This is a genomic window from Vreelandella halophytica, from assembly GCF_968193635.1.
The window spans coordinates 564,690-580,318 of the sequence record NZ_OZ309107.1 but is presented as its reverse complement, the minus strand read 5'-3'; the positions used below and the strand labels follow the sequence as shown (position 1 = coordinate 580,318).

Sequence of the window (15,629 nt, the reverse complement as noted above, 5' to 3'; positions counted from 1 at the left end):
GCCGAGCGCCCAGGAACGGTTTCACAGTACGGTTTTACAGGAAGGAGTCTTTATGTCCGAGTTCAACAGCATTGGTCTACACGAAGGTAGTGCAAGCCAGCTGGCCGAGAAGCTCAATCATCTGCTCGCCAACTACCAGATCTTCTACATGAACGTGCGCGGCTATCACTGGAACGTCAAGGGCAGCGACTTTTTCCAGCTTCACGAGAAGTTCGAGGAGCTTTACACCGACCTGCTCACCAAAGTGGACGAAGTCGCCGAGCGTATTCTGACGCTGGGCCACAAGCCGGTCCACGCTTACAGCGACTACGCCAAGCTTTCGCGCCTGGAGGAAGACAAGGACGTACACGATGGCCAGGCCTGCGTTAAAGGCGTGCTCGACGGCTACCAGACGCTGATCGCCCTGCAGCGCGAAGTGCTGGCCTTGGCCTCCGATGCCGACGATGAAGGCACCGCCGCCCAGGCCGGCGACTACATCCGCGAGCAGGAAAAAACCGTGTGGATGTTAAACGCTTATTTGAGCAAGTAACCCGCACCGCATCACAAAAACGGCGCCTGTAGGCGCCGTTTTTGTGAGTACCACCAGCACTTCTGGAACACCGAAGTGGCTAGCGCTTTTCAGCCAACGCCTCGGTAAAGGCGCGCAGCATTTTCCAGAACTCCTCGACGGATTCAAGTTCTACTCGCTCGTCCGGCGAGTGGGCGCCACGAATCAGCGGGCCAAACGAGATCATGTCCAAATGCGGGTACTTGCTGCCCAGGATGCCGCACTCAAGGCCTGCGTGAATGACCTTCACCGCGGGCTCGACGCCCAGCAGCGCCTGGTGGCGCTCCTTGAACGTAGCCAGCAGTTCACTCTGCGGGTTGGGCGCCCAGCCGGGGTAGCCGTTTTCCACCCGGACGCGCGCGCCCATGAGCCCGAACAGCGCACTGAAGCGATCCGCCAGCGCTGTCGTAGCGCTGTCGTGCAGCGAGCGCACCAGCGCACAAAGATGCAGCCGCCCATTGTCAAGGCTTAATACGCCCAGGTTGTTCGAGGTCTCGACCACGCCCTGGACGTCCGCGCTCATGCGTTCTACCCCGCAAGGGGCGGCGTAAAGCGCGGCCACCAGCATGGCGCTGGCATCGCGGGTCAGCGGCTCTTTAGCGCTATCGCCTTCGAGTTGTTTGGCCTTTAGCGAAAGGCCAGGGTCACCGCTACCCAGCTCCGCTTTCAGAATGTCTGCGAGCTTTTCCACCTTGCCAAGTGCGGCGTCCAGCTCATCGGCGGGCAGCGCTACGGTGGCAAACGCCTCGCGGGGGATCGCGTTTCGCAGCGTGCCGCCGCGGTAGTCGATCAGCCGGGCATCGAGAATATCCAGCGCCCGCAGCGCGCGCACCAGCAAGCGGTTGGCGTTACCCAGCGGCTTGTGAATGTCTATCCCCGAGTGGCCACCCTGGAGCCCGGTCAGCGAAAGCTCGATCACCGCTTCCTCTTCGCGCAGGGCGCTGCCGGGCAGCTTGGCATCCACCAGCACGTCCGCGCCGCCGGCGCAGCCGATATACGCTTCGCCACGCTCTTCGCTGTCCAGGTTCAAAAGCAGCGAGCCTTCGAGCCAGTTTTCGTCCAGGTTCAGCGCACCGCCCATGGAGCTCTCTTCCTCCAGCGTGAACAGCGCCTCCAGCGGGCCGTGGGTCAGGGTGTCGTCTTCGAGCAGCGCCAGAATCGCCGCCACGCCAAGCCCGTTATCCGCCCCCAGGGTGGTGCCATCGGCGTGTAGCCAGCCGCCTTCGACGTAGGTGCTGATCGGGTCTTTAGTGAAATCGTGCGGGGTGTCAGCGTTGGCCTGGGCGACCATGTCCAGGTGGCCCTGAAGGATCACGCCGGGGGCGCTTTCAAAGCCCTGGCTTGCCGGCTTTTTGATACGCAGATTACCGAAGCTGTCGCGATCGGACGTCAAGCCAAGCCCCGCCGCCCAGGCTTCGAGCTTTTCGACCAGCGCGGCCTCGAAACCGGAGGGTCTGGGCGTATTACACAGCGTACGGAAGTGGCGCCATACCAGCGTAGGTTCAAGCGAGTCCAGATGTGCGTTCATGATAGCTCTTTGTGATTCATAACCGTCCTACTCTACCGCTCCCGCTCGTCGGGGAAAAGAGCCCACTCGGCCAGACACCGAACCGCCGCCCGAAGCGCCCGGTTCGCCTCCCGCGGCGCGGGGGCGGGCAGGCGGTTTTGAAACGCCCACGCGGTCAGGGTTTCGAGGGCGTGGGTTGCATCCGAAGGCGCGCCCGGCTTTGCTTGCTCGGCGCTTGCCAAACGCGCCAGCAACGCAAGTGCCGGCCGGGCCAGCGCCGGGTCGCGGTGGGCGTAGGCCACGTCCCGCACGTCCTGGCGCTGCTGCGCGTTCAAAGACGCAGGCTTTAGCGCACCGAGCAGTAGCACCACGACATCCGGGGCGAGCGTTGGTAGCTCAAACGCGAGCAGGCTTTCAAGCCCCGCGCTAAAGGAGGCGTCGAGCTCCTTTAGCACCGCTTCGCCTTCCGGGTTGAGCGCGCGCGCCACCATCACCGCGTACTCGCCGGTGGAGGCTTCGCGGGTAACGCCCAGCCGCACCGGTTTGAACCCCAGCGCCCGCCAAAAGCGTAAAAGCGAGGCCTCGGCACCGAAAGTCGCCCCATAAAGTGCCAGACCGCTTTCCCGCGCGGCCGCGATATCCGCCTCGATCAGCGCCCGACCCAACCCTTCACGGCGGCGCTGCGGGTGAGTGGCAATACGCGCGACCCGGCGCCAGCGGGCGATGAGTGCGCCGCGGCTGCCGCTGTGGGCGGCCAGCGACTGCGCGAGCAGGTGCCCGCGCGGGCGACGCTCGCCCCGGGCGACCTGGTCGGCGAGCTCGGCCTCGAAGCCCCCTTCTTCCCGGGTCACTAGTACGGCCTGGGGCGCGGCGCCCTCGCCCATCATGCGAAAGCCGGTGCCCGGGCCGTCCATTAGCTGGCGTAAATCATTGGGCGTGGTGCGGTAGTGCGACTGAACCAGCAACCCGAAGAGGGTTTCCATCAGCACCGGGTCGCGGGAAAGCATTGGCTGGGTGAGCGTCTGGGTCGCGTCAGGGGCGCCGCGCTGGAGCCTGGGAAGCGGCGCGTCCAGCAGCAGCAGTTTTTTTAGCACCGCTTCCAGCGGGTCCTGGGCGGCCCAGCGCACCGGCGCATCCAGGCACACCTCGCGCCAGAGCGGGGTGTGGCGCTCGAGCACCTCGCGAAAGCGCAGCGCAAAGCCGCGCCCGGAACCTTCGTAGCCGTGCACGGTGGTGGCAAACGCAATGCGTGGAAACGCCTCGAGCCACTGGGCCAGCAGCGCGGCGGGGATCGCCGCTGCTTCATCCACCAGCAGGTAGCGGCCATCGCCGCCAAGCACACCGTCGCTTACCTGCTCGCCGAGTGCCTGGGGCGTCAAGTAGCGCAGCGTTTGCCCGCCAGGTAGTTCGAAGTGCCCAGACCCCTGCCAGCGCCCCGCGGGGCAGAGCGCGCCGAGCCGCTCGGTGAGGCTTACGATAGCATCAAGCGACGGCGCGGTGACGACGATGTCGCTTACGCCGCTTTGCAGCAGTCGCGCGCAGGCGATGCCCAGCGCCGCGCTCTTGCCCCGGCCTCGGTCGGCGGTAATCACCAGCGGCCGGCGGCGCTTCAGGCGAGTAATGAGAGAAGCCACCCGCGCCTGGTCCGGGGTTTGGCAGGCCGGGTCGTCCACGTAGTGCGGGGCGGGTGGTACCGGGCCAAGCCGGGGCAGCCAGGGCCGGAGCGCTACCGGCCAGCGGACGACATCAGCAGAGGCCGTCAAAATGCCCGCCAGCCGCTGAAGGTAGTAGGCGCTCAGCCCCTGCCAATGCCAGGGGTGGTCGGTAAAGCGAGCGTAGTCCGGGTCCGGCGTGCGGCCCCAGTCCGCCGGGGTGATCAGCACGCAAAGCCCGCCTGCGGTTAACGTGCCCGCTAGCACGCCGAGCGCGTCCGGGTCGAAGCCCTGGGCTGCGCTTGCGTCAATCACCACCAACTGGTGCTCGCCCCCCAGCCGGCTGCGCGCTTTTTTGTTGGATAGCGCCGCGACCGGGGCATCTTCTTGGCTTGCCACCCAAAGCGGCGCTTGCCAGGCGTGGGCCTGCCAGAGCGCCAGCGCCGCTTCACGGCACGCGCTAGCCTCGCCGTGAAGCCACACCAACTGGCGCCAGCGGCGCCGCTTCAGGCGTTTGGCGTGGGCGGCCACGACCTGGGCGCAGCGCTTGGAAAAGGGGGCCGAAGCATTAGCGGGGCGCTCTATCATGGAACTTCCTGAACAGGTGGGTCTGGGTCGTTAAGCGCCGGCGTAATCGGTTCTACAACGTAAGTCCTGCAACGCGACGCCTGCCCCGGGAATACGCGTTCAACCCGGCAAGGCCAGCTTTCAGCGTCTACCACCAACGGCTATGGCGCGCGGGCCCGGGGAGTATGCTAGCTTATCGCTGTAGCGCACCCAAGTTGACGTATACGTAAGGCTGCGTTCGTTTTCCTGACCGTTTACCAATACCAACAACATCACACGCTAAGGAAACTCATCATGACGACGATCTCTCGTTTCGCCCTAAGCGCGCTTGCCACCGGCGTGCTCTTCGCCTCCACCGCCCAGGCCCAGGAGCAGTGGACCATGACCTCCACCTGGCCGGACAACCTGGACCTGATTCAGATCGACCGCCATTGGGTGGATCTGGTCAATCGGCTGGCCGGCGAGGAGCTACAGATCAATTTTCGCGCCGGCGGCACGCTAATGCCCGGCACCGAGGTGTTCGATGCCACCGAAACCGGCAGCATCGAGGCCGCCGGCGACTGGCCAGGCTACTGGGCGGGGCTCAACCCGGCGTTTTCACCGCTGGCGACCACCACGAGCCTGTTCAACGGCGTCGATTACCTGAACTGGATTCAGCAGTGGGGCGGGCGTGAGCTCTACGAGGAGATCTACGGCCAGTTCAACATGATGTACCTGCCCTACGGCATTACCAACAACGAATCCGGCTTCATGGGCCGCACGCCGATCGCGAGCATCGCGGACCTTGAAGGCAAGCGCCTGCGCCTTTCCGGCCGCGACCAGGGCCGCGTGCTCGAACGCCTGGGCGGCTCTCAGGTGACGCTTGCCGGCGGCGAGGTGTATCAGGCCATCGAGCGCGGCGTGATCGACGCCGGCGAGTTCTCGACCCCCGGCGTGGACTACAAGGCGGGCTTTTCCGAGGTAGCGGACAACTGGGCAACGCCAGGCTGGCATCAGTCCGCGAGTGTGTTCGGCGTGATGATCAACATGGAGGCCTGGAACGCGCTCGATGAGACGACCCAGGCAAAGCTGCGCATCGCCGCCGACGCCACCATGGCCTGGTCGCTGGCCTGGTCCGAGCGCGCGTCCAACGAGGCGACCCGCCAGTTCATCGAAGACGGCGTGACCATCAACCAGTTCTCCGAGGAAGACCTGGCGCGGATTCAGGAGGTCACCAACGAGGTGATCGTTCAGGGCGCCTGCGAGAATCCGGACCACGCCAAGGTCTACCAGTCGATGGTGAGCTATCTGGAGGACTACGCCACCTGGCGCGATGTCTCCGCCCCCTTCAACATGAGCCGGTCCATGGAGAGCCTGCCGTCGCTTTCAGAGATCGAAGCCTGCCTGTAAGGCGCGTTGGCCGCTTCGCTAACCACGGGGCGGCTTTGCTGACTGCGGAGGGTTTTTCATGCACGCCATTGCCAAGGCGATCGATGCCGTGAACGAGCTGTTTGGGCGTCTCATCGCGCCCTTGATTGCCGTCATCACCCTGATCGTGCTGTTCGATATCGCCTCGCGCTTTTTCCTGGGCCGGCCCAGCGACTGGGCGTTCGATGTCACCAAGATGCTGTTCGGCGCCCACTTCATGCTGATGGCCGCTTACGGCTTGAAACACCACGCCCACGTCGAAGTGGACGTACTCAAGCGCCTGTTCTCGCTAAAGCGCCAGGCGGTGCTGACCCTTCTGGGCTATGCGATCTTCTTCGTGCCGTTCATCTGGATGCTGTTGAAATACGGCTGGCTGTTTTTCGAGCGCTCCTTCAGTCGGGGCGAGACCACCTACGGCATGGTGGCCATTCCCGTCTACCCCATCAAGGGCGTGATCGTGGTGGCCGCCGTACTGATACTGCTGCAGGCCATCGCCATCGTGCTGCGCGCCGTCATCGCCCTGCGTGAGGAGAAGCGCTATGAACCTGAGTCCTGAACTGTTGGCGCTTTGCATGTTCGGCGGGCTGTTGGTTGGGCTCTTCATGGGCCACCCGCTGGCCTTCGTGCTGGGCGGGGTCGCGGTGATCGGCGCCTTTCTCGGCCCCGGCGAGCGGGTGCTGGGTACGCTGATCAATAATATTTTCGGCAACGCCATGGACAACTACGTGCTGGTGGCCATTCCGCTGTTCGTGCTCATGGCGCGGTTTCTCAACGACTCCGGCGTCACCGAGCGCATGTTCGACGCCATGCGGCTGCTTCTAGCCAACCTGCGCGGCGGGCTTGCGCTGACCGTGGTGATCGTCTCGATATTGCTGGCGGCGACCACCGGTATCGTCGGCGCCTCGATCGCGGTGATGGGCATGATCGCGCTGGTGCCGATGCTGAAATACGGCTACAACAAGGAACTCAGCGCCGGCGTCATCATGGCCAGCGGCTGCCTGGGGATTCTGATACCGCCGAGCATCATGCTGATTCTGATGGCCAGCTACTCACCGGTGTCGGTCGGGGCGCTGTTTGCCGGCGCGATGGTGCCCGGCGTCATGCTCGGCGTGATGTACGCGCTCTACGTGCTGCTCATCTGCCACTTCAAGCCTTCCTATGGGCCGCCGGTACCCAGGCAAGAGCGCGCCGGCGTGAGTACGATGGAGCTTCTAAAGATGCTCGGCAAGTACGTGGTGCCACCCATGGCGCTGATTCTGGGCGTGCTCGGGGCGCTGTTTACCGGTATTGCGACGGCAACAGAAGCCTCGGCGATTGGTGTCTTCATCGCCTTTCTGCTGTTTTTGATTTTTGGTGATCGCAAGCTCTCGACCTGCTATCGCACGCTGATCGACGCGGGCAAGACCACCACCATGGTGATGCTGGTGCTGGTGGGCGCCACCGCCTTTACCGGCGTATTCTCCCGCGGCGGCGGCATGCAGGTGATTCAGGATTTGCTGCTGGCGATGCCCGGCGGCACGACCGGGGCGCTGATCATGATGTTTTTGCTGGTGTTCGTGCTGGGCATGTTTCTGGACTGGACCGGCATCGTGCTGCTGAGCTTTCCCATCATGCTGCCGATCATCCAGCAAATGGGGATCGATCCGCTCTGGTTCGTAGTGATGGTGGCCGTGGTACTGCAAACGTCCTTCCTCACCCCGCCTTTCGGCTACGCGCTGTTTTACCTGAAAGGCGTCGCCCCGCCCGGGGTGGAGATCGTCGACCTCTACAAGGCGGTAATTCCCTTCTGCGTGCTGATTCTAATCGCCTGTGTGCTGATGGCGTTCTTCCCGGTGCTGGTGACGGGGCTGCCAAGCGTGATGATCGGTTATTGAGCTTTCCGCCGCCTTTTCGGACGTCGGCGTGATCTCAAGTGGCTTCTGTGCTAATTTGGAAAACGATCACTTCCAATATGGCATTCATGACGACTTCAAACCGACAAGACCCTCTCGTTTCGCGCGGCCGCGGCCGCCCCCGAGAGTTCGATCTGGCGCCTGTGCTGGACCGGGCCATCGAGGTCTTCAGCGAGCGCGGCTACCAGGCCACCTCGATCACCGATCTGACCAAAGCGATGGGGCTCTCTCAAGGGAGTCTCTACAAGGCGTTCAAAGACAAACGCGCCGTGTTTTTGGCCGCCTTCGATCACTATCGGGAGCGGCGGACGCGACAGCTTCGCGACGCCCTGGGCGCGGACGGCACCGGGCGCGAACGACTACGCCGGGCGCTTTTGTTTTATGCCGAGTCGGCCCAAGGCGAACAAGGCCGGCAAGGGTGTCTGGTGGTGGGTAGCGCCATCTCGCTGTCCGCCTTCGACGCAGACATGGCCGCCCATATTACCGACGCGCTCGAACGCAACGAAGAGCTGGTCGCTGATTTGCTCCGCCAGGGCCAGGCGGACGGCTCCCTTCGCCCCGAGCTTCCAATTGATGCCACGGCGCGAACGCTTTTATGCCTGACCCAGGGCATACGCGTGGTGGGCAAGACCGGGCGCAGCCGCGAAGAGTTGCAAGCCGTGGTAGAGGTTGCGATGCGCGTTATAGATTAATTTTTATCTATTTTGGAAATGATCGTTTTCATAATACAGACTAACAGGAGTTCGTATGAACGTTGCCTTTCTGGGCCTGGGTATCATGGGGCACCCCATGGCGGCCAACCTGCTCGACGCGGGCCATTCGCTGCGCATCTGGAATCGATCCCGCTCCGCGACGGCAGCGCTTGTCGCCCACGGCGCCACGGCGTTCGATACGCCGATCGAGGCGGTCGACGAAGCGGATATCGTAATCTCGATGCTGGCCGATGATAACGCCACGCGCACCGTAATGAGCGAAACGGTACTGGCCGCCATGCGCCCAGGCGCTATTCACGTCAACATGGCCACGGTGTCGGTGCAATACGCCACCGAGCTTGCCGACGCGCACCGTGCCCACGCCATCAACTACGTGGCCGCGCCCGTACTCGGGCGGGTCGATGTGGCGCGTGCTGGCCAGCTTAATATTCTCGCGGGCTGCGACGCGCTTACGCTTTCGAAGGTGCAGCCGCTGTTTGATGCGCTAGGCCAACGAACCTGGCACATCGGCGAGCGCCCGGAACAGGCCAATGCGGTCAAGTTGGGGATCAATTTCATGATCGCCAGCGCTATCGGCACGATGGGTGAGGCGGCAGCGCTTGCCAAGGGGCACGGCGTGGACGCCGCCGACTTTATCGAGCTTGTCACCTCGACGGTATTTGCGGCTCCAGTCTACAAGGGGTACGGCTCAGCCATCGCCAAAAGCCACTTCGAGCCCGCCGGTTTCAAACTTTCACTGGGCCTGAAGGACGTGCGCCTGGCGCAGGAGGCGGCGGAAGCTGTGAACGTGCCGCTGCCCTTGGCCGGCACGCTGCGCGACGCCCACGTAGAAAGCCTGGCCCATGGCGAAGGCCACCTGGACTGGGCGGCGCTGGCGCGCACGAGCGCACGCCGCGCGGGCCAGACGTAAGGCGGACAGCCAAAAACATACTCAAACGAGACAAACCGCCAACAAGAGAGGCTCTGATGGACACGATTTCATGGGATGACTTCAGCAAGGTAGAGCTTCGCGTCGGCGAGATCATCAAGGCCGAGCCCTTTGCCGAGGCGCGCAAACCCGCCTATCAACTGCTGGTGGATTTCGGCCCGGAGATTGGCCAGCGAAAGTCGAGCGCGCAGATCACCGAGCTCTACACGCCGGAAACTCTGGTGGGCAAGCACGTAGTGGCGGTGGTTAATTTCCCGCCCAAGCAGATCGGACCCATCATGTCCGAGTGCCTGGTGACCGGTTTTCATAACGACCAGGGCGAGGTAGCTCTATGCGTGCCGGACCAGCCCGTACCCATCGGCACGAAGCTGGCCTAGCTCGCCGAAACGCGCAACGGCCCGCCGCCAAGCGGGCCGATTTCGCGGCGCATGTCACCGCTTCTAGTGCGCCTCGTCCCAGTTGTCGCCGGTTTCGGCCTCGACGATCAGCGGTACTTTCAATTCCGCCGCGCCTTGCATGCGTTTTTGCACCTGTTGGATGAACGACTCTACCTGGGCCTCCTTCACCTCGAACACCAGCTCATCGTGTACTTGCATGACCATCAGCGCGTCGAATTCACCCTCGGCGAGCCAGGCGTCGACGTCGATCATCGCCTGCTTGATGATGTCCGCCGCGGTGCCCTGCATGGGGGCGTTGATCGCGGTGCGCTCGGCGCCCTGGCGGCGGTTGCGGTTTTGCGAGTGGATCTCCGGCAGGTAAAGCCGCCGGCCCAGTACGGTCTCGACGAAACCATCTTCGGCGGCCTGGGCGCGGATGCGGTCCATATAGCGCGCCACGCCCGGGTAGCGGTCGAAATAACGGTCGATGTAGGTCTGCGCCTGATTGCGTTCGATGTGCAGCTGCTTACCCAGCCCCCAGGCACTCATGCCGTAGATCAGCCCGAAGTTGATCGCCTTGGCGCTGCGGCGCTGCTCATTGCTGACTTTATCAAGCGCCGTGCCGAAGACCTCGGCGGCGGTGGCGGTGTGGATATCCCGGTTTTCGGCGAACGCCTCCAGAAGGCCCTTGTCCTCAGACAGGTGCGCCATGATGCGCAGCTCGATCTGCGAGTAGTCGGCGGCGACGATCTTGTAGCCGGGCCGGGCGACGAACGCCTGGCGAATCTTGCGCCCCTCTTCTGTGCGAATGGGGATGTTCTGCAGGTTCGGGTCGGATGACGATAGCCGCCCGGTGGCGGTCACCGCCTGGTGGTAGCTGGTATGCACCCGCTTGCTCTGCTTGTTGATCAAGCGCGGAAGCTTATCGGTGTAGGTCGATTTGAGCTTGGAAAGCCCGCGGTGCTCCATGATCACCTTGGGCAGCGGGTAGTCCAGCGCCAGCTCTTCGAGCACGGCTTCCGCCGTAGACGGGGCGCCCTTCGGGGTTTTCTTGAGCACCGGGATTTTTTGCTCATCGAACAAAATTTCGCCGAGCTGCTTGGGCGAGCCCAGGTTGAACTCCCGGCCGGCAAGCTCGAACGCCTTTTGCTCGAGCTCGCGAATGCGCGTGTCGAGCTGCTGGCTTTGCGTGTGAAGGCGCTCGTCATCGATGGCCACGCCGTTGCGCTCGATGCGCGAAATCACCTTGATCAGCGGAAGCTCCAGCCGGTCGAGCACCTCGGCCAGGCGGCCCTCTTTTTCGACCAGCGGGCGCAGGGTGTCGTGTAGGCGCAGGGTGATGTCCACGTCTTCGCAGGCGTAGGGCGCGGCTTCTTCGAGTCCGATCTGGTTGAACGTCAGCTGCTTGGCGCCCTTGCCGGCGATCTCTTCAAACGAGATGGTTTTCTCGCTGAGGTACTTGAGCGCCAGGGAATCCATGTCGTGGCGGGTGGCGGTGGAGTTAAGCACATAAGACGCCAACATGGTGTCCGCCAGGGGGCCAGCAACTGAAATGTCATAGTTGGCGAGCACGGAGATATCGTACTTCAGGTTCTGGCCGATCTTGATGGTTTTGGTGCCTTCAAGAATCGGCTTCAACGCGGCGAGTACATCACTTCGGTCGAGCTGGGCCGGGGCGTCGAGGTAGTCGTGGGCCAACGGTATATAGGCCGCCTCCCCCGCCTGCAAACAAAGGCCCACGCCGACGATCTCCGCCTCCATGTAGTTAAGGCTGGTGGTTTCCAGATCGAAACAGAAACGCTCGGCGCTTTTGAGCCGCTCGAGCCACGCATCGAACGCTTTTTGGTCGGTGATGACGTGGTCTTCCCGCGCCGCGCTGGGGGTGGTTTCGACCTCTCCGGCCTCACTTGGGGCCGGTTCGCCGCCTTTCACGTCGTCGACGCCTTCATCCTTGCCCTCGAGCAGCTCCACCAGCCACTGCTTGAACTCCAGCATCTGATAGAGCTCGGTGAGCTTTTCCCGGTCCGGGTGGGCGATGTCGAGATCATCGAGGCCCACCGGCAGCTCACAGTCGGTCTTGATGGTGGCGAGCTGGTAGGAAAGGTAGGCCTGGTCGCGGTGCTCCTCGAGCTTTTTGTGCAGCGTCTTGGCGCCACGAAAGCTCAGCGTCTTGATCTTATCCAGGTCACCATAAATGGTGTCGAGCCCGCCTTCCATGCCCTGCAAAAGGCCGATGGCGGTTTTCTCGCCCACCCCGGGCACGCCGGGGATGTTATCCACCTTATCGCCCATCAGCGCGAGAAAATCGATGATCAAGGACGGCGGCAAGCCGAACTTGTCTTCCACGCCCGCCACATCCAGGGTCTCGTCCTTCATGGTGTTGACCAGGGTGATATGGGCGTTGACCAACTGCGCCATGTCCTTATCGCCGGTGGAGATCACCGCGTCGCGCCCGGCTTGTGTGGCGTGAAAGGCGAGCGTGCCGATCACGTCGTCCGCCTCCACGCCTTCGATGCACAAAAGCGGCAGGCCCAGCGCCTTGACGCAGTCGTGCAGCGGCTGGATTTGGCCGCGCAGGTCGTCCGGCATGGGCGGGCGGTGAGCCTTGTACTCGCTGTACATCTCGTCGCGAAAGGTCTTGCCAGGCGCGTCGAACACCACCGCCATGGGGCTTTGGGGGTAGTCCTTGATGAGCCGCTTGAGCATGTTCAAAACGCCCTTCACGGCGCCGGTGGGCTGGCCGTTGGAGGCATTGAGCGGAGGCAGCGCGTGAAAGGCGCGGTACAAATACGAAGAGCCATCGACGAGCACGATTGGAGCGCGGGCCATAACCAGTCCCTATTGCAGATCGGGTGAAATGAGCGGTATCGCTTGAGCGTTAATGGTGATCACTATAGGCCAAAACGCAAGCTGTGGGCGGCCATGATACGCGTTCGTGGGCCAGGGTGCAGAATGGGTACGGCGAGGAAATTACCATAACGCTGCCAACTGGCGAGTCGAGTCGCTACAATGAGCCAACCAAACCCCGGGCGAGAAAACGATGGCTGTATTCACCCCGCTTAGCGACGCGCAGGTCGCCACTTTTCTGGAACGATTCGACGTGGGCCGGCTGGTCGCGCTGGAGGGCGTGGCCGGCGGCACGGAGAATTCGACGTTTTTCGTCACGACCGACCAGCGGGAGCTGGTGTTGACCCTTTTCGAGCAAGGCGAGCACGAAGAGCTTCCGTTTTTCGTCGACCTGATGGATTACCTGGACGAGCACCGCATTCCGGTACCCGGCCCGGTGCACGACCATCACGGAACGGCGCTACAAAGCCTGGCGGGCAAGCCGGCGCTTTTGTTTCCCCGTATGCCGGGGCGCCACCCCGCCAGCCCCAATTTGGCGCAGTGCCGGGCGCTGGGCGAGGCGCTGGGCCAGTTGCATGTGGTTTCCCAACATTTTCCGGGGCAGCGCCCCAACCCGCGGGATCTGAACTGGCTGGAAGCGGTACACCACAAGGTGCTGGCGTATTTGAGCCCCGCCGATCAGGCGCTGATGAAAGACGAGGTGGACGACTTTCAAAGCGCGTTTGGCCAGGTGGATGCGTTGCCCACCGGGGCGCTTCACGGCGACCTTTTTCGTGATAACACGCTGTTCGAGGGCGACCGGCTTGGCGGTATTATCGATCTTTACAACGGCTGCACCGGCGAGCTCTTATTCGACGTCGCCATCGTGATCAACGACTGGGCAACCGATGAAGACGGCACGCTCAACGCCGAGCGTTACGACACCCTTTTATCGGCGTACATGGCGCGGCGGCCCTTCACCGCGCAAGAGCGCGCGCTGTGGCCGACGATGCTGCGCATGACCGCGCTTCGTTACTGGCTCTCGCGCCTTCTGGTCGTTTATGTCGACCCGCCGGCCCACGATTTGACGCCCCACGACCCGGAGCGTTTTCGCACCATCTTGAAGGCACGCATCGCCCACGGGGCCTTGCCGCTGCCTGAGGCCAATGATGAATGAGTGACTCTTCAAGCTCCCAAAGCGCTGCCCAGCGCGCGCGCCGCACCTGGAACATCGACCAGTGGGGCAGCGGCTATTTCGACGTCAACGAGCAGGGCCAGGCGCTGGTGCGCCCGCTGGGCAGCGACGCCGAGGGCCCGGCACTTACGATCAGCACGCTGACCCGGGAGCTGCAAAACGCCGGGCTTCGTCTACCGGTACTGGTGCGCTTTAGCGATATTCTTCACGACCGGGTCGAACAGCTTTGCAGCGCCTTTGACAGTGCCATGCAGGAAGCGGACTACGCCGGCGGCTATACCGCGGTGTATCCCATCAAGGTGAACCAGCAGCGCCGCGTGGTGGAGGAAATACTCGCCACCGCCGAGCGCGGCAGCGGCCGCGTGGGCCTGGAAGCGGGTAGCAAGCCCGAGCTTATCGCCGTGATGGCGCTCTCGGATGCCGGCTCTTCGCTGATCGTCTGCAACGGCTACAAAGACCGCGAGTACGTGCGCCTGGCGCTGCTGGGCGAAAAGCTCGGCCACAAGGTGTATCTCGTGGTCGAAAAGCTCTCGGAGCTTTCGATGATTCTCGAAGAGGCCCGCGCGCTCGAGGTAACCCCGCGCATCGGCCTGCGCGCCCGACTCGCCTCGGTGGGTAAAGGTAAATGGCAAAACACCGGCGGCGAGAAATCCAAGTTCGGTCTCACTGCCAGCCAGATTCTGCAGGTGGTCGACACCCTGCGAAGCCAAAACGCCCTGGAAAGCCTGCAGCTGGTGCACTTCCACCTGGGCTCGCAGATCGCCAACATTCGCGATATTCAGCGCGGGCTGCGCGAGTGCGCCCGCTTCTACCAGAACCTGATCGCGCTGGGCGCGCCGGTGGATACGGTGGACGTGGGCGGCGGCCTGGGGATCGATTACGAAGGCACGCGTTCGAGAAGCGACTGCTCGGTGAACTACTCGATGCGCGAGTACGCCCGCAACGTGGTCAACGCCTTCGCCCAGCTTTGCCAGGAGGCGAACCTGCCCGCCCCGCACCTGATCAGTGAATCCGGCCGGGCGCTGACCGCCCACCACGCGGTGCTGATTACCAACGTGATCGGCGAGGAGCGCATCGACGACACCCCGCCGGCGCGCGAACAACAGGACGACCCCCAGGTGGAAGCGCTTTGGCGCGTTTTCGACCAGCTCGAGAGCGCTCAGGAGCCCCGCGTGCTGGTGGAAGCCTGGCACGACGTGCTACAGGCGGTCAGCGAGCTGCACGAACGCTTCGTAATGGGGCTTTCCAATATCGATGCCCGTGCCCAGGGCGAGCGCCTCTATATGGCGACCTGCGCGCGCCTGCGCGGCCAGCTGGATACCCGCAACCGCGCCCACCGCGAAATCATGGACGAGCTGGCCGAGAAACTCGCCGACAAGCTTTTCGTGAACTTCTCGCTGTTCCAGTCGGTGCCGGATGTCTGGGGGATCGAGCAGATTTTCCCGGTGCTGCCACTGACCGGGCTGAACGAGGCGCCCACCCGCCGCGCGGTGATTCAGGACATCACCTGCGACTCCGACGGGCGTATCGACAGCTACGTGGACGGCCAGGGCGTTGAAAGCACCCTGCCGCTACCCGAATGGCCCGAAGACGAAGAGCGCTGGCTCGGCTTTTTCCTGGTGGGCGCCTATCAGGAGATTCTGGGCGACTTGCACAACCTGTTCGGCGACACCGACTCCGTCGATGCCGCCCTGGGCCAGAACGGCGAGTGGGTGCTCTCCAACCCGCAAGCCGGCGACACGGTGGCCAACGTGCTGGGCTACGTGAACTTCGACGCCGCGGCCCTCAAGCGCAAACTGTTCGATCAACTCACCAGAAGCGGCCTCTCCGCGGCCGAACAAGAGAGCTTCGCCGCGAGCCTCAACGAAGGCCTGGAAGGCTATACCTATCTTGAATGATGGGACTTGTGAAGGATGGGACTTGTGAAGGGGGCGGACCTTGAGTGACGCTCGAACGGCGAACGCGTAGCGCAGACGCAAAAAGGCCGCCGGCCCTGGGGCCGGCGGCCTTTTTAATGC

General features: G+C 63.3%; 12 protein-coding genes. 9 read left to right on the top strand and 3 right to left on the bottom strand.

The features are described from left to right. Window positions 1-52: 52 nt before the first annotated feature. Window positions 53-529: a Dps family protein gene (locus ACWHXT_RS02735; RefSeq protein ID WP_447527736.1), complete on the top strand. Its 477-nt coding sequence runs from the start codon at window positions 53-55 to the stop codon at window positions 527-529. 79 nt (window positions 530-608) lie between these two features. On the opposite strand, the gene ACWHXT_RS02730 is transcribed toward ACWHXT_RS02735, so the two are convergent. Together ACWHXT_RS02730 and ACWHXT_RS02725 are read right to left on the bottom strand one after the other, a co-directional pair. Continuing rightward, entirely contained in the window at window positions 609-2,075 is a 1,467-nt protein-coding gene (locus ACWHXT_RS02730; protein WP_447957157.1) for an aminoacyl-histidine dipeptidase, read from the bottom strand. A gap of 32 nt (window positions 2,076-2,107) precedes the next feature. Continuing rightward, window positions 2,108-4,294, bottom strand: a complete 2,187-nt coding sequence (locus tag ACWHXT_RS02725; protein ID WP_447957156.1) for a GNAT family N-acetyltransferase — start codon at window positions 4,292-4,294, stop codon at window positions 2,108-2,110. A gap of 273 nt (window positions 4,295-4,567) precedes the next feature. Here ACWHXT_RS02725 and dctP point away from each other — a divergent pair, with 273 nt between their 5' ends. The 6 genes from dctP to ACWHXT_RS02695 all read left to right on the top strand — a co-directional run bounded on the left by dctP (window position 4,568) and on the right by ACWHXT_RS02695 (window position 9,590). Continuing rightward, complete coding sequence (gene dctP, locus ACWHXT_RS02720; protein ID WP_447957155.1) at window positions 4,568-5,662, top strand: TRAP transporter substrate-binding protein DctP; 1,095 nt, start codon at window positions 4,568-4,570, stop codon at window positions 5,660-5,662. A gap of 58 nt (window positions 5,663-5,720) precedes the next feature. Then, entirely contained in the window at window positions 5,721-6,236 is a 516-nt protein-coding gene (locus ACWHXT_RS02715) for a TRAP transporter small permease subunit (protein WP_447957154.1), read from the top strand. Next, window positions 6,220-7,554: a TRAP transporter large permease gene (locus ACWHXT_RS02710; protein WP_447957153.1), complete on the top strand. Its 1,335-nt coding sequence runs from the start codon at window positions 6,220-6,222 to the stop codon at window positions 7,552-7,554. Before ACWHXT_RS02715 ends, ACWHXT_RS02710 begins: the two co-directional genes overlap by 17 nt. 86 nt (window positions 7,555-7,640) lie before the next feature. After that, complete coding sequence (locus tag ACWHXT_RS02705; protein WP_447957152.1) at window positions 7,641-8,264, top strand: TetR/AcrR family transcriptional regulator; 624 nt, start codon at window positions 7,641-7,643, stop codon at window positions 8,262-8,264. Window positions 8,265-8,319: 55 nt separating this feature from the next. Then, entirely contained in the window at window positions 8,320-9,195 is an 876-nt protein-coding gene (locus ACWHXT_RS02700; RefSeq protein ID WP_447957151.1) for an NAD(P)-dependent oxidoreductase, read from the top strand. A 56-nt stretch (window positions 9,196-9,251) separates the two neighbouring features. Continuing rightward, window positions 9,252-9,590: a tRNA-binding protein gene (locus ACWHXT_RS02695; protein WP_447555236.1), complete on the top strand. Its 339-nt coding sequence runs from the start codon at window positions 9,252-9,254 to the stop codon at window positions 9,588-9,590. A gap of 63 nt (window positions 9,591-9,653) precedes the next feature. Here ACWHXT_RS02695 and polA read toward each other — a convergent pair whose 3' ends face one another. Continuing rightward, window positions 9,654-12,419, bottom strand: coding sequence for a DNA polymerase I (polA, locus tag ACWHXT_RS02690; RefSeq protein ID WP_447957150.1), 2,766 nt, complete (start codon window positions 12,417-12,419; stop codon window positions 9,654-9,656). Window positions 12,420-12,630: 211 nt separating this feature from the next. On the opposite strand from polA, the gene ACWHXT_RS02685 reads away from it, so the two are divergent. Both ACWHXT_RS02685 and speA read left to right on the top strand, forming a co-directional pair. Next, the gene (locus ACWHXT_RS02685; RefSeq protein WP_447895119.1) at window positions 12,631-13,593 is read left to right on the top strand and encodes a homoserine kinase; all 963 of its coding nucleotides are present in this window, start codon (window positions 12,631-12,633) and stop codon (window positions 13,591-13,593) included. Continuing rightward, complete coding sequence (gene speA / locus ACWHXT_RS02680; protein ID WP_447957149.1) at window positions 13,590-15,509, top strand: biosynthetic arginine decarboxylase; 1,920 nt, start codon at window positions 13,590-13,592, stop codon at window positions 15,507-15,509. The genes ACWHXT_RS02685 and speA overlap by 4 nt, the downstream gene beginning before the upstream one ends. Window positions 15,510-15,629 lie beyond the last annotated feature (120 nt).